Source organism: Chelatococcus sp. HY11, assembly GCF_018398335.1.
Taxonomy (GTDB): Bacteria; Pseudomonadota; Alphaproteobacteria; order Rhizobiales; family Beijerinckiaceae; genus Chelatococcus.
Map to the genome: position 1 here is coordinate 1,875,632 of NZ_JAHBRX010000001.1, position 23,149 is coordinate 1,898,780.

A 23,149-nucleotide genomic window follows, 5' to 3' on the forward strand; every position below is an offset into this window, starting at 1 on the left:
TTAGGTCGCGTGACAGTTGCCGCAGTTGAGGAGCAGGAAACGGCGTCGTCATTCCGGGGCGGGCCGCAAGGCCCGAGCCCGGAATCCATGAACACGACGGCAAACCAACGGAGCGCCGTAGGGACAGACGCATCTTCCTGTCAGACATGGTGTTCATGGGTTCCGGGCTCTTCGCTGACGCGAAGCCCCGGAATGACGGCGATGCTTTGGCAAGGCCGCCGCGACCAACTGTCCACAGCGCTAGTCGATGAGTTCGACCAGGGGAATCTTCGGAATGCTGCCGGCCGTGAAGGCGGCGAGATCCACCTCCAGCCGGTCGATGTCGAAGCGCACCGGCACGTCGAAGACAAAGCCCGCCGTCGCGACCTGCCCCGCTTCCGGCGGCGCGGCAAAAGTCACGAGACCTGTCGCGGTATCGCAGGTGAAAGTCTCGGCGGACTGCTCGATACCGTCGATCGCCACGCGCACCGAGCCGTTGACCGGCTTCGTGACACGGCGCTCATAGGGGTCATGGACGGCGCCATAGGTCTTGACGAGCGGGAAGACGAGGCGCTCGCCGTCGCCTTGCCCGATCACCTGATCGGTCGGCTGGGGCACCCCGGAGGGCACGCAGGATTTGCCGTCGAGCCTGTCGTGCCAGCGAAAGCCGAAGAGGCGGCCGCGGCGTTCCTCGAAGAAGGCGAGCACCGCCGCCAGCGCGTCGAGCGACTTCACGCCGTAGCCCGCGTCATAGCGGCGGCGGGAATGGGCCCAGCGCGCATTGCGGTGCTCATGGCCCGAGCCGAGGATGACGACGTCCGTGCGCCATTCCGGCCCCCCGCTTGCCGCCAGCGCGACATCGAGCGGAAAGCGAACGTCATGAAAATCATCGGGCATGGCGGCTCCTCACAGGGCGCGCTGGCCGCGTGCCACGGCACGAGCAAGGGCTGCTGACACCTGCGCCTCGGATCGGCGGAAGCTCTCGGCATCGCTGGCGGCGATATTCACAACGATGGACGTTGCGGTCCCGCCCCCCGAGGCGGCGACCCCGAGCCGGCCGTCCGGCCCTCTTGCAAGCGGCAGGATCGCCTCCGGGCCGCTCTCGCCCATGAGCCCGACGCCGCGCTGCATGGGGAAATAGGTCGGCGTCGCCACCACGCCGCCGTCCGCGAAGGGCTGGACGCGTCCCTGGGAGAAAGCATTGCCCTTCGCATTGAGGGACAGACCGCCGAACAGCGAGCCACCCGCCGTCGTCACGAGGCTTTCGAGCCCTGAGGTCAAGGCCTTTCCAAGGGGCCTCAGCGCCGCCTTCAGTCCGATCTCGGTGAGCCGCGAGCCAACCGTGCGGAGCACATCGTCGAATTGCCGGCTGCCCGTCGCGGCCTTGGCGAAGGAATCGCTGATGGACCGGCCGAACTGGCGTGAAAGGCTGTCGAGGTCCTTCAGCGCATCACGCGCATTGGCCAGCGACACAGGGTCGTCGTCGGGCAGATAGCCGTCAGCCATGATTGTGCTTCTCCTGATGGTGAGGCCCGATCTCGTCGGGGAAAGTCGCCATGAGTTGCGCGAGCCGCTCCCGGCCGAGCGGTGGGGGACGCGCGTTTCGTCCTGCTACGCCCTCGATGGCGGCCGCGAGTTCACGCGGCGTCATGGCCCAGAGATCGGCAGGCGCAAGCCGCAGGACGCCGAGGCCTAAGGCCATCACCGCGTCCCAGGGTAGCGGGGCGGGGGATGGTGCGGGTCCGGCTTCGGGGCGTCCTGCGGCCATCAAGGGTTTGTGGTGGCCTGGGATCGCTGAACCTCGGATGGATTGGGATTCGCCATACCGAAGGCGGCCGCGAGCAAATCCGCAACCGCTCGCGCATAGGCATCAAGATCGCCGGCGACAGGCAACCCGGCCACCTCCGCGTCCGAGAGTGTCGTGCCGGCACCGCGCAGCCCGGCGCCGATAATGCGGATGATGTCGCGGGCCGACAGCCGCCCCTCGCTGAGCCGCTGGCCGAGCGCCGCGAGATCCTCGGCGCCGAAGGCGGTCTCGAGCTCGGCGAGTGCCCCGAGCGTGAGGCACAGCACGTGGCACTCACCCCCGAGCCGAGCCTCGACCTCGCCCCGATGGCGGTTGGCGCGTCGCGTGGTGGTCATCGCCGGCCTCATAGCGCGGTGAACGCCAAGGCGCCGGCCGATTCCAGCGCGAGCTCGAACGTGACTTCCGCAGCGTGGTCACCGGAGTATTCGAGGGAAAGGATCTGGAACGGGCCTTCGATGATGCCGAAATCGGGTATGGCCACCTGCCAGTTCACGATGACCGCGTCGAAGAAGATCTGCCGGACGCGCTGATCCGACGCCTCATCCTTGAATACGCCTGATCCCGCGATGCTGGCGCGGCGCACCCCCGCCCCCGCCAGCAGTTCGCGCCAGCGCCCGGCCGATTGCTGGTGGGTCATATCGACCGTCTCGGCGTTGAAGGCCAGCCGGTTGCTGCGCAGGCCCGCCACGGTCACGAAGCCGGATGGGTCCCCCGCCACCTTCAGCAGAAGGTCCTTGCCTTTCTGGGCACTCATATCCAATCGTCCTCTTGGCTGAAATCTTGGCTGAATTTTTGGCTGGAAAATCTCTGCTGAAAATCAGGAAGCCTCTGGAGGTCAGGGCGTCGCGAGACATTCCGTGACGGCCCGCAGCCGCACCGTCACGCGGGCGAGGTCGGCGCGCTCGTCGCGCCGCACTTCCGTCGCCGTGACACGCAGATTGACCAGGCGATGCCCTGCGAGCGGGAGCGACGCGTCGTGGAGCAGCCGCTCGATGCAAGCGGCGGCGGCAAGCGCCGGCCGCGCCCCACCCGGCCTGGACCAGACCGTCAGGCTGATGTCCTGTTCATGGCCCTGGTCTGTCATGGTCGACCAATCGCGGCAGCGGGTCTCGCCGAAGACCACGAACACGCCTGACGCACCGCGCGGCACCGCGTCGTGGATGCGGGCTCCACCGAGGATGACGGTGAGATCCGCATCCGCAGCGAGATGGAAGACGATGGCGCGGCGGAGCGCCAGCACCGGGCTCGCCAGTTCGGCCGGCGTTGGATCGCCTGGAGCCTCGCTCATGGTGTCACCTCCTCGACGACGCAGACGAGCCAGCGGCGGCGGCCGTCGGGGTCCGCCGCGCTCAGGATGGCGAACAGCCGTTTGCCGTCGCGAAATCGATGATTGCCGGTGATGTCGCCGCGCCAGCGCAGCGTCACGCGATAGGCCATCGCGAGCTCGCGGCGGTCACTGCGGTCGCGCTCGCTGGAGGCGCCCTGCGTCCGCTCCAGTGCAGCCCACAGCCGGGCGATCCTGCACCAGCGCCGGGAGACGCCGCCGACGTCGTCCGGCGTATCGACCGCCCGCTCCAGGACGAGTGGGCGGCGCATCATGCCGATCTCCGTCATGTCAGAGCCTCATCGGACGGTAGGGCGCCAACAAGGCCGCGACCTCCGCCGGAAGCGTGGCCGCGGCTGCCGTATCGCCCCGTCGCTCGTACCAGCCGGCGACGAGCTGGCGCAGCGCCTGCCGCATGGGCATCGGCACGCGTTCGGGATCGGTGCCGTAGCCGACAACGAGGTCGAGCTCGATACCGGCCGTGGACAGGCCCGGCGCCGGAACATCGGGACCGAGCGCGATGCGGCCTGCGCCTGACAGGACGTCCACCACGAAATAGCCCGGCGGCACCGCCTGCAGGCCGCCGCCTACATCGGCGACGCGGGCTGCCGCGAGCCCAAGCAGGGGGCCGATCGGAACGCGCAGGATGCGCCCCTGCGGCCAGCGGTCGAGCACGAGCCGCCAGGTCTGGCGCATCATCAGGCGCCCGGTCGTGGTCTCGATGGCCACCCGCGCCGCCGTGATCAGCGAGGCGATCAGATCGTCATCACCATCATCGCAGACACGCAGGTAGGTCTTCATGTCGATCAACGAGACGGGCTCCTGCTCCGGCCTCTCGATCACTGTCGCTGTCATTCTGAGATCCTCAGCGAAAACTGCGCCTCCTCGGGCACGTTGCCAAATCGACACTTCCCTTCGCGTGCACCGGCGCTTAAGCCTTGGCGCGCCGACTGGGAGCAACCGAATGTTTTTGATGAGCGCCTTGAGCCGTCCCCCTGCCATACGGGCGGTGCGGCATGCCCTGACCAAGGAAGGCTCGATCAGGCAAGCCTCGATCAAAAAAGCCCCGACGAGGACGGCCTTGATCAATCATGCGCTGGCGCTCGGCCTCGGGTCGGCGGGCTTGCTCGCAGGCTTGCCGCCGGCAAAGGCGGTGGTCGGCGCCTCCGGCAGCGGCGGGCCACTTGGCGCGGCGAGCGTCATGGTGCTCGGGTCGCGCGGCAGCGTCTGCTCGGCGGTGGTCGTTGCCCCCGACGCCGTTCTGACGGCCGCCCATTGCGTGACCGGCGCGGATGCCTTCCGCGTGCATTTCCGCGAGCGGGGCGAGCCGGTTCTCATCGAGCCGCGTGCGATCGCGGTCCATCCCGGCTACGTCCCGAATGCGATCCGCACCCGTCAACGCTCGATCGATCTCGCGCTGGTACGTCTGCCGTCGCCCTTGCCGGCGAATTTTTCCACGGCCAGTCTTGTCGCGGCCCAACGTTCTCCCGCGCTTGGCACCTCCCTGATGCTCGGCGGCTGGGGCGTGGCGCGCGAGGGAGATGGCGCGTCGAGCGGCACCTTCCGCACGGCGCCCCTCACAGTCGTCGAGCCTTACGGCCCGAGCAGCATTCTGATCTGGGCGGCAGACCCGCAAGGGCGCGGCAAGGCAGCCGGCGCGGGCGTGTGCCGCGGCGATTCCGGCGGGCCCATCGCGCTTCAGTCGGGCGCCGTCATTGCCATCAGCACCTGGTCCAAGGGGCAGGGAAAGCGGGACTGCGGGCTCCTCAGCCAGGGCGTGCTCGTCGGCCCGCAGCGCGCCTTCATCGACAGGACGCTGGCGAGCTGGGGGCGAAGCGCGAGCTGGGTCGGGGAGTGAACCGCCTCAGCTCGCGGCGAATTTCAGGAGCTTGATGGCCGCGAAATCCTGTACGCCGCCTCCGACACGCTTGGTGGTGTAGAACAGCACATAGGGTTTCGACGAGTAGGGATCGCGCAGGACGCGCACACCCGCGCGATCCACCACGAGATAGCCACGCCGGAAGTCGCCAAAGGCGATCGAGAGGCTGTCCTCCGCGATGTCGGGCATGTCCTCGGCCTCGACCACGGGGAAGGACATCAGCGTCGCCGGCTGCCCGACCGAGGCCGGCGGCTGCCAGAGGTAGTTACCGTGGCTGTCCTTGAACTTGCGGATCGCGCTCTGGGTCTTGCGGTTCATCACGAAGGTCGCGTTCTGGCGATAGCCGGCCTTCAGCGCGTAGATGAGATCGATCAGGATGTCGGAGGGATTGCTCGCCGCGAAGGCGCCATCGACGCCGGTCGACACCGTGCCGAGCCTGCCCCAGCTCCAGCTCGCCTCGGCCACCGTGTCATAGGCCAGGAAGCCTTTCGGCTTGTTGGTGCCATCACCGGTGACGAAAGCCGTACCCTCCTGTTCGGCGAAAACCGTCTCGACCTCGTCCGCGAGCCACTGCTCGATATCGACGACGGCGTCGTCGAGGAGCGTCTGGGTGGCGGCCGGCATGGCATAGAGCTCCATCGCCGGGAAGCTGAGTTCCGCGAGTGTCGGGCTGTTGGTCTGCGGCCGCGCAGCGGTTTCCGCCACCCAGCCGGAGGCAGGCCCGGTGGTCGAGAAGGCGCGCTTGTAGAGGCCGCCCGAGATGACACGGTTCGCCGCGATGGCGCGGATCGGCGAGATCGCCGCCAGCCGCCGCAGCACCTCGCGCTCGACGGTCGCCGGCACCAGATAGCCGCCGTCGGGGCCGGAGCCGGCCGACAGCGCCTTCGCCTCCAGACCCTTGAGGCCGGCCGCCTCGCCGGATTTCATGTAACCGGCGAAGGCAACCTTGTGCTCTTGTGTCATCGCATCATTGGCCCCCTCCCCGGCCCCCGGCGCGCCGAGCGCAGGCCGGCGGGCGGCCAGCGTCAGCCGGTCGAGCCGGCGCTTGGTATCGTCCAGCGCCTGGTCGATGCGGCCGAGCTTCTCCTCGGTCACCACGTCGGCGCCGAGGCGGCTTTCGATCTCGCTGAGGCGGCTGTCGTTGGTCTCGCGGAAGGCCTCAAAGGTCGTGGCGAAATCAGCGAAAGCAGTCGCGACCTCCGTGCCGGCGGCCTTGGTTTCAGGAGCGGTCAGATCCGTGTGCATAGAGTCATTCCTCATGGATCAGAGAGAAGCGGACAGCCGCGTGGCAGCGGCGCGGATGGTGGCGGCGAGATCGGACGCGGGCTGCACGGCGCCGGGCAAGGGGCGCCGCAAGTGATCACGCAAGCGATCGCGCGATAGGTCACGCTTGACGCTGCCGACGCGCGCGCCGGGCAGCATCGGGAAGGTGACGAGCGAGATTTCCCAGAGATCGAGCCGTGAGATATGGCGCAGACCATCGCGCGGATCAGTGCGAGCGCGCTCGGTGCGATAGCCGATCGAGAGGCCATCCACCGCCCCATCGCGCATCAGCGCGTGGATTTCGCGGGCACGCCCAACGGCGAGATTGAGCTGCCCGCGCACCTTCAACCCGCGCGCATCCTCGGCGAGCGCGAGCCAGCGGCCTATCGGCTCGCCGGGATCGTGCTGCCACAGCAACTTGACGCCCTTGATGCCGCGCCGGTCGAGGCTGGCGCGGAAGGCGCCGCGTTCCACGACATCGCGGCCGAGGTCGGGCACGCCGAACAGGCTGGCATAGCCCTCGAACAGACCGGGCGCCGCAGCCGTGGCGATCAGCTTCACCGCGGGTGCGGTCGGAAAAACCGGCTTCACCGGCCGGCCCGGGCCGGCTGCCGGCGGCCATTGGCCAGCCCGGCGGCGCCCGCCTCCAGTTGCTCCAGGATGCGCACAAACGTCGCGATGGCCTCGTCCGGCTTGTGGGGCTGGCGGGGGCGGCGCTGTGCAGGCCGGGCCTGCCGCGCGGGTGAAGCATTCATGCTTGGGTCTCCTTGCTGGGATTGACCGATGGCTCGACCGGCGCCTCGAGCGAGGGCTGAACGGCCGAGGACTGGGCTGCATGGCGAAGGTTGAAGCGGGCGAGCTCGCCGACGAAGACGTCGAAGCGCTGGTTCGCGGCGCTGAGCTCGCGCAGGATGAGCACGAGGAAGGTCGAGGCGCCGCTCGCCCAGAGAAAGAGGGCGAGATGCGCGAGATCACCCCGCGCGATGAAAGTCTCAGTGATGCCGGCCATGGCAGGCCTCCGAGGGTTCAGCGCCCGGCCGGCCCGTAGCCGGTCGCCTCTCGCTTCTCGTCGCGATCGATGAAATCGGCGGCGGCGATACGCCGCCACAGGGCCTCGCGCTCGCTGGAGAGAGCCTCGATGCCGTCGAGATCGGGGACGAGCGTCAATGCGGGCTCATAAGCTGGGCCGAGCCACTGCGCGATACTTTGCGCCGTGCGCTTGACGAGCGGGATGACCGCCTGCCGCCAGAAGGCGCGGTTGGCTTCGGCGAAATTGGCATAGGTATTGTCGCCGGGCAGGCCCAGCATCAGCGGCGGCACGCCGAAGGCGAGCGCGATCTCGCGCGCCGCCGCGGCCTTCGCCTCGATGAAATCCATGTCCTTCGGCGACAGCGACAGCTGCTTCCAGTCGAGACCGCCATCGAGCAGCAGGGGGCGCCCCGCATTGGCCGCGCCCTGGAACTGCTCGTCGAGCTCGGCTTTCAGCCGCTCGAACTGCGCGTCGGTCAGATTGGTGCCCTGCGGCCCCGCATAAACCAGCGCGCCGGACGGCCGAGCGGCGTTGTCGAGCAGCGCCTTGTTCCAGGCGCCCGTCGCGTTGTGGATGTCGAGCGCGGTCGCCGCCGCCTCCATCGGCGACAGCCCGTAGTGGTCATCGACGGGATTGAACAAGGTGAGATGCAGGATGGGCGGGAGGCGCTCGTCTTGGCGCTCTTCCCGGCGCCCTTCTTGGCGCCCGTCCTGGCGAAAGCGGACCGTTTCGCCACCGATGGTGTAGTCATAGGCCTCCGGCCAGCCATCGCCGCCCGGCACGACGCGCATGCGGTCCGGCCGCAGCGCGAAGAGTTCGCGCGGCTCGCCATCGAGCGCGACCATCTCGATATAGGCGTTACCGGCTACCAGAAGGTGCCCATAGACGGCCTCGAGAAAGGCGGCGCCCGCCTCCCGTGGGTTCGGGCGGGCGAGAAGCTTGAGCAGGGGATGATCATCGAGCTCCCGACGGCCGTCATAGGCGAGCCAGGGCACGGAGGCGGCGGCCTCGGCGATCATGCGGACGCAGCGGTGGACGACCGCGTTGCGCTGGAAGCCCTCGCGCGCCAAGGCCGCGTAGTCGCGCGGCGTCCAGACCGGCTTGCCCATCTGGTAAAAGGCAATGAGCGGTCCCGCCCGCGAGGCCTTGGCTTCAGGGGGCGCGGCCGTTGCCGGGCGCGACGGCGTGTTCACCGCGCGCCCGATGAGGCGGGTGAGAAAGTTCGGCATGAACTGTTCTTTCGATGGGACAGAGCGGAAATTCTGGTGTGGCGGGATCAGAGCCGGCGCACGCGCGGCTCGGCCTGCCCGGTGAGGGCAAGGGCGGTTACCGCCCATACCAGGGCATCGAGACGATCGGGAGACCGGCCGGACGACAAACCAGCTGGGCCAAAATCGGCCATCTCGTCCTCGAGCACCGGAAGCGCGCCTACATGACGGACCCGTCCCTGCTCGTAGAGGGCCGCGACCGGTTCGGCCCGCAGATATTTGCCGCGTGTGGCGCGCACCGCTGTCACGGGCACACCGGGATCGATCTCGCGAATGACGGCGGCCACCATCTCGCCGCCCTGATTGACCTCCGCGACGAGCGCATCGGCCTCGAGCCGTCGATAGAGGGCAACCGCGGCCGCGGCCCATTCGGCCGGACGTGCCCGTTCCAGCGTGGCGTCCTCCAGCACGAAGGCCTGGCCGCCCGCATCGATGCCCGCCGCCACGATGCCGCAGGCATCGGCCCGCCGGCCAGACGAAGCGGGCGGATCGACCGCGACGACGATGCGGGTCAGCGCCGGCGCCCTCTCGACGCGGCCCGCCTCGATCGCGTCCCTGTTCCACAGCGCATCCGCGCGCTCCTCGACGATCTCGCCATCGAGTTCCTGCCGGCCGAGGCGGGTGCCCGCATAGCGCCCGACGATCGTATCAAGGAAGGCGGGTGCGAGATGAAAAGCGTTGGCGCGGGTCGCTGCCCGCGACAATGCGGTGCGCGGATCGGCCATGAGCTTTTTCAAGAGGGGGATCGGACGCGGTGTCGTCGTCACCACCTGCCGGGGGCGCGTGCCCAGGCGCAATCCGAACTGCAGCATATCCCATGTCTCCTGCGCGTGACGCCATTTGCAGAGTTCATCGATCCAGGCCGCCTCGAACTGCGGCCCACGCAATTGTTCGGGATCCTCGGCGGAGAAGGCCTGGGCCACTGCGCCGTTCGGCCACTCCAGCCGGCGACGCGTCGGCGTCCATGTCGGGCGTTCCCGTCTCGAATGGATGGCGAGCAGGCCGGAGACGCCTTCGATCATCACATCGCGGACATCGGCCGCCGTCTCGCCGACAAGCGCGATCCGGCCGGCCGGAGCGGACGTGAAGGGCGGATGCCCTAGCGCCATTCCCCGCACCCATTCCGCGCCGGTGCGCGTCTTGCCCGCGCCGCGTCCGCCAAGCACCAGCCAGACGGTCCAGTCGTCGCGGAGCGGGTCGTTGTCCGGCGGCAATTGATCAGGCCGGGCGAAGAGCGGCCAATGATGCATCAGCCAGTCCAGCAGCCTCGCATCACAGCTCGCCAGCAGGGACTTCAGCGTCCCGCGCGCGGCGCAGTCGATCAATGCGCTCCGCAAGCTCGCGTCGGAAATCGTCGAGGTCCCGGACATCGCCGCCCTTCTCCTTCGCCGTCGTGGCGTCGACAGTCTGTTCGTCAGCCTCCAGGGCGAGGAGATCGCGCAGGGTTTTCACCACCACGGCCAGGGTGCGCGCATCCTTTTCGCGCTCTCCGGGCTCGGTCTCGCCTTCCGCCAAACGCCGCTCCACCGCGCGCACCTGCGCATCGGCGGTGCGCCAAAGTCGCGCGACGAGAGCGCTTCTCGCGGGTGCGGTCTTGGATCTGGTCTTCTCGGATCTGGTCTTGGTTTCGACCTCAGGGCCGGGCTTTGGGTCGGCCTTGGAACGTGCCTTCGCAACCGTAGACCGAAGGTCTGTCAGAGCCTTAGGCTTCGTGCCTTTGGAAGGCCTGGCTTTTGTCTTTGCGTTGCGGCGGGTTCTCCCTTCAGCCGACAGCCCAGCGCGACCGGGGATCTCGACGGGCATTTCCGGAGTGGATGCGAGTGCGTTGCGCACGGCGGTTCGCCCCCATCCCGTCGCGACCATAATGCCGGCAATGGAAGCGCCTTCGGCGCGGCGGCGACGCATGTCCGCCGCCTCGTCCGCAGTTGGAGAGGCCATGAAATTGTCCTGTGAACGCTGAAGCAATTCCCAAGAACAGTCGAAGCTGTTTCGCTTTTGGGACTGCGTCACAACATGGAGATGAAAAGATCTTGCGCTCCAAAGGAAATGGAGAAGGCGGTCGCCTGGGCGCCGTTTGCCACGCTCCCGCACTCTGGCAAGTCCCATCTGGCGGCCGCGCCGGAGTATCGCGCTGAAACGCAATTCTGGAGCATGACTGTACCCTACCTCAACAGCGCATCGCCGTCAAGGATAATTTTCCTATTATAGGAATTATACGCTATCGAGGGCGCCGAGGAGCGCAAAACTGCGATGTTTAGGTCACACCTGTTGCCAAACAACACGCTTCACCGACCCGTGAGCGGGATTTGCCCCAGTACGGTCATGTTCAAGGAACTTTTGGCCTTAGTTCTCAATGTATCCGGGACCGTATATCCGCGGTTCCAAAATTTTCCCCGGCAGAGGTCGATTATGGTTGGTTTGACACGGCGTATGTTGATGGGCGGCGGGCTTGTGGCCCTCGGCGGATGCGTTTCCCGTCCCCCGGTTCCGGTGGCAGTCGGACCGACGTATGATCCATCGTTCGAGCGGATGTACGCCGCTATCGATAACGAGCGCTTTCCTATTCCTGCCGTCGATCTTTCCGAAATAGACCCGGAGTTCCTGCGCCGGGAAGTGGCCTATGACACCACGCAGCAGCCGGGAACGATCGTCGTGGATCCGAACGATCGTTTCCTCTACCTCGTACGGCCGAACGGCCGTGCCATGCGCTATGGCATTGGTGTGGGGCGCGAGGGCTTCGGCTGGAACGGCAACGCCCAGGTGCGGCGCAAGGCACAATGGCCGACATGGACTCCGCCGTCGCAGATGATCAAGCGCCAGCCCGAATTGCGCCAATATGCCGGCGGCATGCCGGGGGGCCCGGAAAATCCGCTCGGCGCGCGCGCGCTTTATCTTTATCAGGGCGATCGGGATACGCTCTACCGCATCCATGGCACCAACGAGCCCTGGACGATCGGCCAAGCGGTCTCGTCAGGCTGCATCCGGCTGATCAACCAGGACATCATCGACCTTTATTCGCGTGTCCCGACGGGCACTAAGGTCGTCGTGCTCCGCAGCAATCCCGATCTGATGGCGCAAGGTTGAGGTTCGAGGCCGACGGCCTCGCCCCACATCGTCGGCATATAGTCAACCACGGCCTTGAAGGCTCCGGGATCACGCCCGGAGCCTTTTTTTCAATCTGTCAGGTCGGCGTACGCCGACGCGCACTTCTAGGCACCTTGTTCGGCCAGGTGACGATCCTGTCCGGAAAGTCCTCTTCATCCAAGTCCCCCTCGCTCGTCACAGAGCGTCCGCGCAGGGAAACACCGGCCATGTGAACGGTGTGAGGATCTCCAGAAACGAGCGGATGCCACCAGTAGAGGTCCGCCCCCTCACGCACCAGGCGGTAGGCGCAGGTCGGCGGCAGCCATGAAAGACGCTCGACCTCCTCGACGGTCAGGCGGATGCAATCATGCACGAACGCCTGGCGGTTGGGATAGTCGCGGCAGCGGCAGCTCTCTGTGTCGAGAAGCCGGCAAGCGACGTCCGTGAAATGAATGGTACCTGTGTCCTCATCCTCAAGCTTGACGAGGCAACAGCGACCGCAACCATCGCACAGGGACTCCCATTCAGCCCCGTCCATCTGGGCGAGCGTTTTGGTCTTCCAGAACGGTAGCTCGGCGGAGCCGTCCGGCTCCGCATTTATCGACTCTTTACCGCAGATCTGATCTTTGAATTCGGCGGCGGCCATTTACCATAATACCTTGTCAGACACACAAATGATGCAAGGGATGCGAAAGATATGCGTCGCATAACGGATCCCGTCGACGCGGGAAAGTGCAGCCCGCTGAAGCAGCACTTATCGCGTCAATATGGCCGTCTTTTGCGTCGTGCATGGTGTTGATAAGCGCTATCGTATCCATCTTATGTATCGGTAATAGCAAACATTAGGGCGGGTTGGCGTGCTATCGTTCGGTGGAGCCTCGTTCTGGAAGCGCCTTAAGCGTCGGGCACTCGCCTTCGACTCAAAGGTGGATTCGAGCCTCTACGATGCCAGCCGTGATTTCAACGAGGTTTGGTTACGGATCTGCGCCTACTCCGACAGGCTGCGTGTTCGCGGCTTCGCCCGCGTCGCCAATGAACTCGCCTGTGAAGGCCTGACGCTCGGGCTCGCCGGGGGTATCCTTTTACTCGCCCTTGCCATTCCAGCCTTCCGGGAAACCAGCGAGGACTGGCTCAAGCGGCCGGAGCTGGCGGTCACGTTCCTCGATCGCTATGGCAACGAAATCGGCAAGCGCGGCATCCTCCATGACGACACCCTGGCGTTTCAGGATATCCCCGACGTCTTCATAAAGGCCGTTCTCGCGACTGAGGACCGGCGTTTCTATGACCATTTCGGTATCGACGTCATAGGCACGATGCGTGCCGCCTCCGCCAACGCCCGCGCTGAGGGCGTGGTTCAAGGCGGCTCGTCGATCACCCAGCAGCTCGCCAAGAACCTCTTCCTCAACAACGAGCGATCGCTGGAGCGAAAGGTCAAGGAAGCCTTTCTCGCGCTCTGGCTGGAATCGCGGCTGACCAAGAACGAGATCCTCAAGCTTTATCTCGATCGCGCCTATATGGGGGGCAGCACCTTTGGTGTTGTCGCGGCGACGGAGTTCTATTTCGGCAAGTCGGTCAAGGATTTGACCCTTCCCGAAGCCGCCATGCTGGCCGGCCTGTTCAAGGCGCCCTCGAAATTCGCCCCCCACGTCAATCTGCCCGCGGCCCGGGCCCGCGCCTCGGATGTGCTGAGCAATATGGTCGCGGCCAATGTGCTGAGCGAGGGACAGGCCGAGATGGCCCGGCGCAACCCGGCGACGCCGATCGATCGCCGCCGCGACGTCAGCCCGGACTATTACCTCGATTGGGCTTTCGAGGAGGTCAAGCGGCTCGCGGACGAGGACAAGTTTGGTGAGGAGCGGGTCCTGACGGTCAAGACGGGCCTCGACATCTTTGCCCAGCACAGCGCCGAGAGCGCGCTGGAGGAGAACCTCCGCCGGGATGGCAAGCGCTTCAACGCAAGCCAGGGCGCGATGGCTGTGCTCGAACCCGACGGCAACGTGCGCGCCATGGTCGGCGGCCGCGACTACGGCGCGAGCCAGTTCAACCGGGCGACCAACGCGCTGCGGCAGCCCGGGTCGTCCTACAAGCCGTTCGTCTACACCGCAGCACTGGAAGCCGGGCTCTACAAGCCCAATACCATCGTCACGGATGCGCCCGTCTGCATCGGCAACTGGTGCCCGAACAACTACGGTCGCTCCTACGCCGGTTCGATGCCGCTGATCACGGCTCTCGCAAAATCCATCAACACTATTCCGGTGCGGATGTCGCTGGCGCTCGGCAAAGGCAACGCCAAGGTCGGCCGCGCCAAGATCATCGAGATGAGCCACCGCATGGGGCTCACCACCAATCTCGAGGACACGCCCTCTCTGCCGATTGGCGCCGGTGTCGTGACCGTTCTCGATATGGCTTCGGGCTACGCGGTCTTCGCCAATGGCGGCAAGCGGGCGAAACCCTACAGCGCGACAGAAGTGCGCAACGGGCGCGGCGAGATCATCTGGCGCCACGACAGCGAAGCCCCACCACAGCAGATCGTCGCGCCGTCGGTGATCGCCGACATGAATCTCATGCTGCAGCGCGTGGTCGAAGGTGGCACGGGCGGCCGGGCGCGCCTGCCGGGAATGATCGTCGCGGGCAAGACAGGTACGACCAATGCCTATCGCGATGCCTGGTTCGTCGGCTTCACCGGCAATCTGGTCGCCAGCGTCTGGCTCGGTAACGATGACTATACGTCGACGCGCAACCTGACCGGCGGCGTTCTTCCCGCCCAGATCTGGCACGACACGATGGCGCCGATCCTGGCCGGCACGGAGCAAAAACCTCTTCTGGGGATCGATGTGAAACCCGGCACCGCCGAGAAGCCCGTTGCCTCGAACGCGCCCGCCGCCAGCGACACCGGACGCGGCGGCCCGATGACCCTGTCGCGCCGTTCCTATGAAGCCTTGAACGGCGTAACCGACCTCATCAAGGCGGCCGGCCCCACACCCCGGCGACAGGCTGCCGGAGCGCGTGTGCCAGCGAGCCCGAACGTTTTCGGCTCGGCGACAGCGCCTGTCGCAATGCCCTGATTCGCAAAGGGCATGCGTTCCGTGGCGCCACGGCCAAGCTGTTGGATCACCTCATTTGTGACGTACTCCATCAGCCTATCAGTATGCAGGGATTGCGGGATCTCCGCGGGGCAACCGGGGTTGACGCTCGCAGCACCGTCGCCTCTTGATGGACGTGGATGGCTTGTGCTCTCCCACTCCCGATTCGCTCGCTCCTGACCCTCCGCTGCCGTGCGCTCATTTCTTGCCCTGCCCTTGATCTTCGCCATCGGCGCCGCCACCGGTCTCGGCTCGGCCTATTTTGCCGTGAAGGGGGATCCGGCATTCGGCGCCGTTCAATCCGGCCAATGGGTCACCTGGCCGGATCTCGGCTCGGTTACGATCGACCCCTATGCCCTTGCCAATCTGGCGCGCTCTGCCCGCATTCCTCTCGCGTCAGGCGAAGGATACGCGTTCACGACCAGCACCGACGAAGCTGGCCGGCCCCTCGACAGTACCTGTCGCTACATATTGTCGGGTCACTCGCCACGCTCACGCATTTGGACTGTGACAATCTATGACGCGAACGGCGATCTCTCTCCAAACCCGCTGCAGCGCGATGGTTTCACTTCGCGCGAGGTGACATTGTCAGCCGATGGCGCCATCGCCATCAATCTTTCTCGTGAAGCGACTGCCGGGGACTGGCTTCCCCTACCGACGACGCGTGCATTTTCCGCGGTCCTGCGCCTTTACGACACGGCGTTGTCTCCAACGTCAGGCTCCATCAGCAACATCGGCCTGCCCACCTTGAAGCGGACGGCGTGCTGATGGCGCGGATCCTTGGTTCATTCACGCTGACCTTGATCGCTGGGCTTGTCCTGGGCGCCGCGGTCCATATCCTGACCATCTTCGCGATACCGCATCTTGCAGAGCGCAACGCGTATGCCCGTTTTGGAACGGACACCGGCGCGAGTGACCTGCTCTTTCCCAATCCGGCAAAGCACCCGCCCCTGCCCCAGCCTGATCCTGCTGTGGCGGTGGCCGCCTGCTCGTTCGACCTGAGCAAGGGCCCGGTTGTCGCGTCCGCGAGGCTCGATGCGAGCTTCGCATCCCTCTCGATCCATGCGCGTGGAGGCCAGGTGCTCTACGCTCTTACCGACCAGGCGGCCACCCGCGGTCAGGTGAAGCTCACGCTCATGTCGCAAGCCTATTTCGACGAATTCGTGGCGGACAGCGAGGAAGCGACGGCGACCAACACTCTACGGCTGGTCACCTCGGAAAACAGCGGGCTCGTGGTCATCCGGGTGCTCGCCGCTTTTCCCAGTGAGATGCCCGAGGCCAAGAAGGCCGCGGAAAGCCTGCTGTGCATGCCACAGCCCCAAGCACCTCGTTCTTGAGGGGATGCCGTAGGGCTATAGGCGATTCGCCGGTACCGTAATTGTCGTGACCAACCATTTCAGGCCGTGATGACCTGCGAGAGCCGCATGGTCAGCAGACATTCTTGTCGCGCTGCGGTGCCTGTCTTTTGCCACGCCGCGGTAAATTGCGCGCAGGCGTCTCATGCCGTTCGTAGTGAACACCCATGAAAAGCAAGAGCTGGGCAGGCTTGTCGGACCTTACCGCCGGACGGCGCATCCGATATTTGAACGCGGCTTGATCCGCCAACTGAACAACCTGCCCCAACTGAGTACCGGCAATTTGATCCATCGCGGCCTCCGTACAGCGCCCCGAAACGGGTTGCGTCCATCCACATTAGAAATGGGACGGCGTGGTTAAATGTTCCTTAAATGCAGGTGACTTGCCCTGCAAAAATACAATCAGAAATTGCACGTCGTTGCTGAAATTGCACGTTGCGCGAAATTCAACGCCCGGCAATAGCATGTCCCGATTACCCTATAGCGCCCGCTGGCTATCCCGCGCCTTCTCAACGAGAACGATTCACCATCCGCTAACCATTCAGCAAGACGAATGAGTGCCTGCCAGTCAACGCAAGGGCTGGCACACAATTCTTTCATCCGACCTTTGAAAAGCGCTCGTCATTCCTTGGCTAGATCAAGGAAATGACGTCCCTCTCGATCCTCGACCTCGACGATCCACAAGTCGGGATCGAAAGCGATTTCGCGCCGAAGCTTCTCCTCAGCAGCGAGCGGGCTTGCCTCGCTCAACGGGATCTGGAGGAAAAAGCGCTCTTCCGGTTGGTCGCCCGTCAAACTCTGCGGGGCTGGTCCATAGAGCGCGCAGGTGCCATCCAGGGGATCGATCTTGACGAAGACCGCACCGGCTTCCGCGGCTCCTCGCCGACGCAGAACGGCATAGGCGCCCTCAACTGAACACCGCCTGATATAGGCGGGAACCCAGAAATCAGTCCTCAGCCGCATGGGGAAGTTCCCGGCCCATCTCTATTCAACCGGCATACCACTAGCAGCGCCAAGTGCCTGCAGCGTCCGCGGCCCAAGCTCCCCGGTGACAGCCAGGCCATGGTCCTTCTCGAAGATCTCGATCGCCTTCTGCGTGGCCGGTCCCATCAGGCCGTCCGGCTTGATAACGTAGCCAAGCTTGAGCAGGGCCTTCTGCGCGTTGAGCAGGACGAGCGAGGCCTGGGGTGTTGTATTGATCGCGCCCGTGGTAGCCGGGGCGCCACCACGGATGAAGTCGCCGATGACGTCGGGACGGGCGGGCGGAAGCGCCGCTGCCGTCTCGCGTGGCGCTGGCGCGGCCCGCTCCGGGCGATTGGGTGGCTGGACAGCAGCCGGCGCAGTGGGCGCGGCGCCCCGCTGCGGCGGAGCCGGCACCGGCGGCGCTGGCGTGGTGGATGCGACAGGCCGCTGGGCCGTCTCCGGTGCGGCCCGGCCGCGGTCGGAACCGAACAATGGTGCTGGATGCTGGCCGGGTTGCAGCGCGACCGCATTGACGACGATGAAGACCGCGCAACTCGTCATCAAAAGGGCGGTGAGAGCCGTCGCTGGCTTCCGGACAAGGGGGATGGCCACGATCTTGAGAATGGCGATAGGGCGAACCGCGCTTGCGATGGCGCCTATGATGGATCGGGATGCTTTCGCCCCTTTTGCCCGCCCACCGCGCGTTTGGCCGCCGGCTTGACCGCGCGCCCGCCCCCGTGGCTTCGCCGGAGCGCTATCGTAGACCCTGAAATCGTGATCGGAACGAGCTAGAACTTCACGCACGACGCTTCACAGCCTCTTTTTCATGGTCGTCTTTGCGACGATTAGCCCAGGGCATGGCCAGCCCGATATCCAGCCGATGGCGTGCCTGTGGGACTTCGACACCGACGCGGCAATCCTGCGGCAAGGAGACCGTGACCGTCGTGCCCTTGCCGGCAACGCTCGCGATATTGATGGTTCCATGGTGCAGGGACACAAGCCCGTTGACGACCGACAATCCAAGCCCGGTTCCTTCATAAGGCCGGTCGTAGGACGAGCGCGCCTGAAAGAACGGTGAGCCGAGCCTTGGAATATCTTCCTCCGCGATGCCGATCCCTGTATCCGCGACGCTCAGGACGAAGCGGTCTCCCTCGACCTTCGCGCTCACGCGAACTTCGCCGCCGGGGGGGGTGAATTTCACCGCATTTGCGATGAGGTTGAGCACGATTTGCCGGCAAGCGCGCTGATCGGCCACCAGCACATGGTCATTGCGCTCGAACTGGCGCCCGAGGACGATCTCGGCGTCCTTGGCCTTGAGCTGCATGAGGTCACAACAATCGTCGAGCAAGGCGCTCGCGTCGAAGGGCTCGAATTCGATCTCGAAATTGCCCGCCTCGATCCGCGACATGTCGAGCAGCATGTTCACCATCTCCAGGAGGTGACGGCCGGAGTTCTGCACGATCATCGCATACTCACGCTGCCTTGCCTGATCATGCGGGGAGAGCGCGGGGCTGGCGAGGATCTCGGAGAATCCAATGATGGCGTTGAGCGGCGTTCGCAGTTCATGGCTAACTGTCGCCAGGAAACGGCTCTTGGCGTCATTGGCGCTTTCGGCCTGGCTCAGGGCCTCGTCGAGCTCGGCCTCGTGCTGCTTGAGGGGCGTGATGTCGCGCGTTACCGCGACGACGGCATAGGTGTCGTCCAGCAGTTCGCCAGCCGGATTCTGCGCGCGCTTGACCGTCATCTCCACCCAGATGAAGCCGCTCGACGCCGCGCCGGTCTCGGGATCGGAAGACGCCACGTTGAGCCGGAACTGCGTGTTCAGGGGCCCCGTGGTGAAAACGGCATCGGTCAGAGTTTTGATGAAGGCCGGGCGATCGGCGATATGAACGAGGTCGAAAAGGCCACGTCCATAGAGCTGCCGCGCCGGGAGGCCGGTCAGGACTTCGGCGGCCGAGCTGACGAAAACCACCGAGCCGCTGCGATCATGCCATGTCACGAGATCGCCGATCGTCTCCAGGACCACCTGGTCACGCGCGTCATGCTGGGCGATGACCGCGCGGTCCTTCGCCTCGCGGCGACATGCCGCGAGCGCCTGCGTCGCCACATAGCCGATCGCCGCCGACGCGCAGAGAGGCATCATGAGACCGGGCTGCACGCCACCCGCCTGGACGAGACCCAGCGCCTGCAGGAGCGCGACGGTGAACGCGGCCGCGACACCCATGAAGCTCGACGCGAGCACCAGGCGCGTCGATCCCGACAGCAGCGCCTCCACCGGCAGGGCCACAAGGCAGATCAGCGCGGGCGAAGTTGTCCCGCCGGAAGCCGTGGCGAGCACCAGGACGAGCAAAGCAAAAGACGCCGACGACAGACCATAGGCCACGTCGAGCCGGCCGGTCTGCGACAGCAGCACGACAGCGCCGATCGGGGCGGCGAGGAGAATGAGCACAAGGAGCTGCGCGAGCGAGGGGACGCCAAAAACCGCGAGATAGAGCGGCAGTGCCGTCAGGGCAACGAAGGCGACAATCAAACGCGTGACGATGAAATGCTCGTGGCGCGCGCGCTCGTCTTCATCCTCCCCAACCGAGGGATGGATCAAGCCGGCCAAACGTTGACGCATCGACAATCCAGGCATCAAAGCGGTCACGGTCGTTACACGCTCGATAGGCGCGCCCCTTTCCATTGAGCGCTCACAATGGCAGTAGCGGCTTAAACGAACGCTAAGAAACGCTTTGCATCTTACCCGGACAGTGCGGCGACGCGCTGAACTTCGCCAAAGGCATGGTTTGCCGCGCCGGGCAGGAGGTTCAGCAAGAAGCCGGCTCGAGACTGGCCATTCTGTCGCCGGGAGACATGACGTGAGCGATGTTCCATGAGTTTGCTATGGCGCTGCGCCATCTGCATCGCGGCCATCTACTGGTTCTCGCCCGTTCACGACCGGGTCGATGAGCCGCGTCACGCCAGCCCCGCCGTCACCCGATCCGGCCCGGTGGTCACCGGCAGTGTCGGCAAGGCGGGGCAAGGCGCATCCCAGTCTCAATCCGGCACCAATAATGGCCACGACCTCATCACCGCCGCCGAGCAGGCCGCGCGTCTCTTGAATTCGCTGGACGCGGCAACGCGCCGTCGCCTGATCGAGGCATTGATCTCTACACAGGACGGCGGTGAAGCCGGGACACGGCCGAAGTAACCCGCACGCTTTCACGCCCTGCCAGTTCCTATGCCTTTTCCACTGCGTTGGCCGAAAGGCTTTTTTGTTCGGAGCCGCACGCGGGCGGGGATAGACCGCCGTTATGGCGGACGCTGGCGAAAATGCTCTGGCCCTTTTGGTATTAAGGGCCCATATGACCTTTGAACCTTTTGACGGATCGGGCCGGACCATCGGCCCCCGGCAAGAGACCGAAGCAAGGGCCTGAACCAAGGATCGTTTCATGCAGCCGCCGCTCGACGAGATACTCGACAATTTCGAGTTCCTCGACGATTGGGATGATCGCTACCGCTATCTCATCGAGCTCGGGCGGATGCTGGAGCCGCTGCCGGATTCCGCACGCTCCGAGGCCAACAAGGTTCGCGGCTGCGCCAGCCAAGTCTGGCTGGAAACGATGATCGCGCGCAACGCGGATGACGAGCCGGTGGTGAGCTTCCGTGGCGACAGTGACGCGCACATCGTGCGTGGGCTGGTCGCGCTGACCTTTGCCATCTTCTCGGGCCACACCGCCCGCGAGATCGTTGAAACGGACGCGCTCGCGCTCTTCACTAAACTCGGGCTTGGCGACCACCTGACCCCGCAGCGCTCCAACGGGCTGCGCTCGATGGTGGAGCGGATCAAGACCGACGCGCGGGCCGCACTCGCCGAAGCAACGACCTGAAGGCTTCCGCGGACGGCTGCAAGGATGGCCCGATACAGGCTTTTCAGGCTTCCATGCGGTCGATCGGCGCATGCCACCAACGAATGCCGCTGGCCTCAGCCTTCCCCTCTGCTTCAGCCGACAGCCCATAGGCCTCCGCCAAGCGCCGCAAGGCGAGTTGTAGAATGACCTTGCCCGAGCGCGGGGGCCAGCCACGCTCACGCTCGATCGTTTCAAGACCTTTCAGAAAGCCGCAGACGTCCATGAGGAGGCCGGCGAAATCCGAGCCGACGGCCTGAAGCGCGCGCCGGGCACGCTGCCGCGCCGCGATCATCGCATCGGTGGCCGCGGCCGGACCTTGCCCTCCCTGCCCCGCCGGTCCCGCCGTCCAGCGCATCGTGACCTTGGGCAGGAGCTGGGCAAAGGTCAGATCCGCGCGCAACCGCTCGCCTGCCTCGAAACAAACGGCATCGACAAACGGGCGACCGTTGCGGTCGCGGCGAGCTCTGAGCCAGGCAAGCGGACTTTCCCCTTCATCGACGCGCACCTTGCGCCGCACGCCCTCGACCTCCAGGGACTTTTCGGCGGTGTTGATATGCTGGCTGAGAAAGCGTTCCTCTGGCTCCGCGTCGCGTCTGCGCACATGCGCAACGCCGGCCGACGTTATCGCCAATGTCCGCCGTGGGCCTGTTCCCTCCCATATCGCGAGATCATGCGCGACAAGCATGCCCGCCGCGGCGATCGGCAACCGTCCCGCGCCGAGTGTCACGCCCCTGCGCTCCACAAAGAGATTGATGTCATCGGGCATTTCCGCAAGCTGGCGCGCGCTGGCTCCCCGTGCCGCGAGATGAGTAAGCAGACGCACCGCCGCCGCGGAGAGCTGTCCGGTCCCATTTGCTCGATCATTCATTCGCATCGTGCACCTTGGCAATGTTCATGATATGTTCCATATCTCGCGTCACCCAAGCTAGCCGCGCGGCCACACTTCGTGAGACGGATCCATGTAGTATATTATGAATATATTCCTATTTTAAAAATTGCAACAAAAAAGCGCCGACCGGCTGGCCGACGCTTGGAGTAGCGCTCAATTCGCCTATCCCATGCGAACAAAACTGAGTGGGTCAGGCGACGGCCGCCTTGGCATTTCTCCACGACAGATAGGCGTCACCCGCCGCAGGCGGCCCCGTCAAGGCTGGTCCCATCAGACCTTACCGGATCTGGCTGGAGCGGTTGATGCTCGCATGGAACCGGAACCGTCGCCCTTTTTCTGTGGATGAGCTTCGCCTCGATCCGGAGGCCACATGCAACGTCCAGCTCAATGCGCCATCAGCGGCCTCAACCGCGACCGCCGCGCCGCTTCCGTCGTTGCTGCCCCAGCCCCATATCCTTGGCAAGCTGCGATCGCGCCTTGGCATAGTTCGGGGCGACCATGGGATAATCCGATGGCAGGCCCCATTTCTCTCGATATTGCTCAGGTGTAATATCGTATTGCGTGCGCAGATGCCGCTTCAGAGACTTGAACTTCTTTCCATCCTCGAGACAAATCAGATAGTCCGGCGTTATGGATTTCCTGATGGAGATCGCCGGCTTCGGTGCCTCGACCGGCTCTTCAACAGGACTGCTAGTGACGCGCGCGAGCGCAGCATGTACCTCGCCGATCATCGTAGCCAATTCACTCGGCCCGACAGTATTGTTGCTTACATACGCGGACACGATATCGGCCGTGAGTTCGACATAGTTAGGACTAGTCTCGGCATCGTTTATCACAGGTTGCTTTCCCCTTTTAGCGCCTCAATTGCGCCTGCGCGTAGAAGCGTTGCATGGCATCTGCGGCCCGATCCCCGCCGCGACGAGGACGCAGCCAGGCGCGACATCGCCCTGGACAGTAATTATTGGATAATACTTACATAATCAATACAAGAAAAATAATAGATATATATATCATCGATCAGATCGCCTAAATATGGATATATAGCGACGGATAATACCATTATTTTATTTAGAACATCTGATCGATCAGAAAAAGCGTCAATCGCCCTCTGACAAGAACGATATTGCAGCACGCTAAGGGATCACGACATAGCCTGCGATCGATTCTTCCGCCGTAAAGCGGACGCAGTATCCCCGGCCCAATACATCGTGATGGGCCATATTACGCGGCGAAATCTCATTGAGAAATCAGATTGAGAAATCCTGGCGAAGTGGAGCACCGAGGCGCGATGAGGGCGCTCCAATAGCTTCGCAGCTGTTCCGATAGGCGCGCTTT

Annotated in this window: 29 protein-coding genes; 7 read left to right on the plus strand and 22 right to left on the minus strand. The window is 64.8% G+C overall.

The genetic code is table 11. From position 1 onward, the window contains the following. Positions 1 to 240: 240 nt before the first annotated feature. From KIO74_RS08685 to KIO74_RS08720, 8 genes are all read right to left on the minus strand, one after another. Entirely contained in the window at positions 241 to 876 is a 636-nt protein-coding gene (locus KIO74_RS08685; RefSeq protein ID WP_213331630.1) for a DUF2460 domain-containing protein, read from the minus strand. A gap of 9 nt (positions 877 to 885) precedes the next feature. Continuing rightward, positions 886 to 1,485, minus strand: coding sequence for a phage tail tape measure protein (locus tag KIO74_RS08690; protein ID WP_213331631.1), 600 nt, complete (start codon positions 1,483 to 1,485; stop codon positions 886 to 888). Then, the gene (locus KIO74_RS08695; RefSeq protein ID WP_213331632.1) at positions 1,478 to 1,747 is read right to left on the minus strand and encodes a rcc01693 family protein; all 270 of its coding nucleotides are present in this window, start codon (positions 1,745 to 1,747) and stop codon (positions 1,478 to 1,480) included. Before KIO74_RS08695 ends, KIO74_RS08690 begins: the two co-directional genes overlap by 8 nt. Continuing rightward, entirely contained in the window at positions 1,747 to 2,121 is a 375-nt protein-coding gene (locus KIO74_RS08700; protein WP_213331633.1) for a gene transfer agent family protein, read from the minus strand. Before KIO74_RS08700 ends, KIO74_RS08695 begins: the two co-directional genes overlap by 1 nt. An 8-nt stretch (positions 2,122 to 2,129) precedes the next feature. Further along, positions 2,130 to 2,540, minus strand: a complete 411-nt coding sequence (locus KIO74_RS08705; RefSeq protein WP_213331634.1) for a phage major tail protein, TP901-1 family — start codon at positions 2,538 to 2,540, stop codon at positions 2,130 to 2,132. 81 nt (positions 2,541 to 2,621) lie between these two features. Further along, positions 2,622 to 3,074, minus strand: a complete 453-nt coding sequence (locus KIO74_RS08710; RefSeq protein ID WP_213331635.1) for a DUF3168 domain-containing protein — start codon at positions 3,072 to 3,074, stop codon at positions 2,622 to 2,624. Next, positions 3,071 to 3,400 (minus strand): head-tail adaptor protein, encoded by a 330-nt coding sequence (locus KIO74_RS08715; protein WP_213331636.1) that lies wholly within the window; start codon positions 3,398 to 3,400, stop codon positions 3,071 to 3,073. Before KIO74_RS08715 ends, KIO74_RS08710 begins: the two co-directional genes overlap by 4 nt. A gap of 1 nt (position 3,401) precedes the next feature. Further along, positions 3,402 to 3,965 (minus strand): head-tail connector protein, encoded by a 564-nt coding sequence (locus tag KIO74_RS08720; protein WP_213331637.1) that lies wholly within the window; start codon positions 3,963 to 3,965, stop codon positions 3,402 to 3,404. 109 nt (positions 3,966 to 4,074) lie between these two features. On the opposite strand from KIO74_RS08720, the gene KIO74_RS08725 reads away from it, so the two are divergent. Further along, the gene (locus tag KIO74_RS08725) at positions 4,075 to 4,968 is read left to right on the plus strand and encodes a S1 family peptidase (protein WP_249730913.1); all 894 of its coding nucleotides are present in this window, start codon (positions 4,075 to 4,077) and stop codon (positions 4,966 to 4,968) included. A 6-nt stretch (positions 4,969 to 4,974) separates the two neighbouring features. On the opposite strand, the gene KIO74_RS08730 is transcribed toward KIO74_RS08725, so the two are convergent. From KIO74_RS08730 to KIO74_RS08755, 7 genes are read right to left on the minus strand one after another with little or no spacing between them, the layout of a single operon-like run. After that, complete coding sequence (locus tag KIO74_RS08730; RefSeq protein WP_249730914.1) at positions 4,975 to 6,234, minus strand: phage major capsid protein; 1,260 nt, start codon at positions 6,232 to 6,234, stop codon at positions 4,975 to 4,977. Between the two features lie 18 nt (positions 6,235 to 6,252). Then, positions 6,253 to 6,843 carry an HK97 family phage prohead protease gene (locus KIO74_RS08735; RefSeq protein WP_291980170.1) on the minus strand — a complete coding sequence of 197 codons (591 nt, stop codon included), beginning with the start codon at positions 6,841 to 6,843 and terminating at the stop codon, positions 6,253 to 6,255. Continuing rightward, a complete protein-coding gene (locus KIO74_RS31670; protein ID WP_249730915.1) occupies positions 6,840 to 7,007 on the minus strand; it encodes a hypothetical protein in 168 nt (55 codons plus the stop codon). Before KIO74_RS31670 ends, KIO74_RS08735 begins: the two co-directional genes overlap by 4 nt. Continuing rightward, entirely contained in the window at positions 7,004 to 7,261 is a 258-nt protein-coding gene (locus tag KIO74_RS08740; protein WP_213336113.1) for a hypothetical protein, read from the minus strand. The genes KIO74_RS31670 and KIO74_RS08740 overlap by 4 nt, the downstream gene beginning before the upstream one ends. A gap of 17 nt (positions 7,262 to 7,278) precedes the next feature. Then, positions 7,279 to 8,511 carry a phage portal protein gene (locus tag KIO74_RS08745; RefSeq protein WP_213331640.1) on the minus strand — a complete coding sequence of 411 codons (1,233 nt, stop codon included), beginning with the start codon at positions 8,509 to 8,511 and terminating at the stop codon, positions 7,279 to 7,281. A 47-nt stretch (positions 8,512 to 8,558) separates the two neighbouring features. Next, positions 8,559 to 9,920, minus strand: a complete 1,362-nt coding sequence (locus tag KIO74_RS08750) for a DNA-packaging protein (protein WP_249730916.1) — start codon at positions 9,918 to 9,920, stop codon at positions 8,559 to 8,561. Beyond that, complete coding sequence (locus tag KIO74_RS08755) at positions 9,823 to 10,488, minus strand: hypothetical protein (RefSeq protein WP_213331641.1); 666 nt, start codon at positions 10,486 to 10,488, stop codon at positions 9,823 to 9,825. Before KIO74_RS08755 ends, KIO74_RS08750 begins: the two co-directional genes overlap by 98 nt. A gap of 471 nt (positions 10,489 to 10,959) precedes the next feature. On the opposite strand from KIO74_RS08755, the gene KIO74_RS08760 reads away from it, so the two are divergent. Further along, positions 10,960 to 11,634, plus strand: a complete 675-nt coding sequence (locus KIO74_RS08760) for a L,D-transpeptidase (RefSeq protein ID WP_213331642.1) — start codon at positions 10,960 to 10,962, stop codon at positions 11,632 to 11,634. A gap of 97 nt (positions 11,635 to 11,731) precedes the next feature. Here KIO74_RS08760 and KIO74_RS08765 read toward each other — a convergent pair whose 3' ends face one another. Continuing rightward, positions 11,732 to 12,280, minus strand: coding sequence for a YcgN family cysteine cluster protein (locus KIO74_RS08765; RefSeq protein WP_213331643.1), 549 nt, complete (start codon positions 12,278 to 12,280; stop codon positions 11,732 to 11,734). Between the two features lie 211 nt (positions 12,281 to 12,491). Between KIO74_RS08765 and KIO74_RS08770 the strand changes: the two genes are divergently transcribed. From KIO74_RS08770 to KIO74_RS08780, 3 genes are all read left to right on the plus strand, one after another. Next, positions 12,492 to 14,699 carry a transglycosylase domain-containing protein gene (locus tag KIO74_RS08770; protein WP_213331644.1) on the plus strand — a complete coding sequence of 736 codons (2,208 nt, stop codon included), beginning with the start codon at positions 12,492 to 12,494 and terminating at the stop codon, positions 14,697 to 14,699. A 210-nt stretch (positions 14,700 to 14,909) separates the two neighbouring features. Next, complete coding sequence (locus KIO74_RS08775) at positions 14,910 to 15,485, plus strand: DUF1214 domain-containing protein (RefSeq protein WP_213331645.1); 576 nt, start codon at positions 14,910 to 14,912, stop codon at positions 15,483 to 15,485. Further along, complete coding sequence (locus KIO74_RS08780) at positions 15,485 to 16,054, plus strand: DUF1254 domain-containing protein (RefSeq protein WP_213331646.1); 570 nt, start codon at positions 15,485 to 15,487, stop codon at positions 16,052 to 16,054. The genes KIO74_RS08775 and KIO74_RS08780 overlap by 1 nt, the downstream gene beginning before the upstream one ends. 91 nt (positions 16,055 to 16,145) lie before the next feature. On the opposite strand, the gene KIO74_RS08785 is transcribed toward KIO74_RS08780, so the two are convergent. The 4 genes from KIO74_RS08785 to KIO74_RS08800 all read right to left on the minus strand — a co-directional run bounded on the left by KIO74_RS08785 (position 16,146) and on the right by KIO74_RS08800 (position 19,655). Next, the gene (locus KIO74_RS08785) at positions 16,146 to 16,364 is read right to left on the minus strand and encodes a hypothetical protein (protein WP_213331647.1); all 219 of its coding nucleotides are present in this window, start codon (positions 16,362 to 16,364) and stop codon (positions 16,146 to 16,148) included. A 329-nt stretch (positions 16,365 to 16,693) separates the two neighbouring features. Then, positions 16,694 to 17,035, minus strand: a complete 342-nt coding sequence (locus tag KIO74_RS08790; protein ID WP_213331648.1) for a DUF1491 family protein — start codon at positions 17,033 to 17,035, stop codon at positions 16,694 to 16,696. A gap of 21 nt (positions 17,036 to 17,056) precedes the next feature. Further along, the gene (locus KIO74_RS32200; protein ID WP_213331649.1) at positions 17,057 to 17,839 is read right to left on the minus strand and encodes a peptidoglycan-binding domain-containing protein; all 783 of its coding nucleotides are present in this window, start codon (positions 17,837 to 17,839) and stop codon (positions 17,057 to 17,059) included. After that, on the minus strand, positions 17,832 to 19,655 hold the full coding sequence (locus KIO74_RS08800; protein WP_213331650.1) for a PAS domain-containing sensor histidine kinase: 1,824 nt from the start codon (positions 19,653 to 19,655) through the stop codon (positions 17,832 to 17,834). Before KIO74_RS08800 ends, KIO74_RS32200 begins: the two co-directional genes overlap by 8 nt. A gap of 252 nt (positions 19,656 to 19,907) precedes the next feature. Between KIO74_RS08800 and KIO74_RS08805 the strand changes: the two genes are divergently transcribed. Both KIO74_RS08805 and KIO74_RS08810 read left to right on the plus strand, forming a co-directional pair. Beyond that, positions 19,908 to 20,225, plus strand: coding sequence for a hypothetical protein (locus tag KIO74_RS08805; protein ID WP_213331651.1), 318 nt, complete (start codon positions 19,908 to 19,910; stop codon positions 20,223 to 20,225). A 241-nt stretch (positions 20,226 to 20,466) separates the two neighbouring features. After that, positions 20,467 to 20,904 carry a SufE family protein gene (locus KIO74_RS08810; protein WP_213331652.1) on the plus strand — a complete coding sequence of 146 codons (438 nt, stop codon included), beginning with the start codon at positions 20,467 to 20,469 and terminating at the stop codon, positions 20,902 to 20,904. Between the two features lie 43 nt (positions 20,905 to 20,947). On the opposite strand, the gene KIO74_RS08815 is transcribed toward KIO74_RS08810, so the two are convergent. Together KIO74_RS08815 and KIO74_RS08820 are read right to left on the minus strand one after the other, a co-directional pair. Continuing rightward, positions 20,948 to 21,793 carry a DUF6456 domain-containing protein gene (locus KIO74_RS08815; protein ID WP_249730917.1) on the minus strand — a complete coding sequence of 282 codons (846 nt, stop codon included), beginning with the start codon at positions 21,791 to 21,793 and terminating at the stop codon, positions 20,948 to 20,950. Positions 21,794 to 22,218: 425 nt separating this feature from the next. Further along, the gene (locus tag KIO74_RS08820; protein WP_213334670.1) at positions 22,219 to 22,647 is read right to left on the minus strand and encodes a Ros/MucR family transcriptional regulator; all 429 of its coding nucleotides are present in this window, start codon (positions 22,645 to 22,647) and stop codon (positions 22,219 to 22,221) included. Positions 22,648 to 23,149 lie beyond the last annotated feature (502 nt).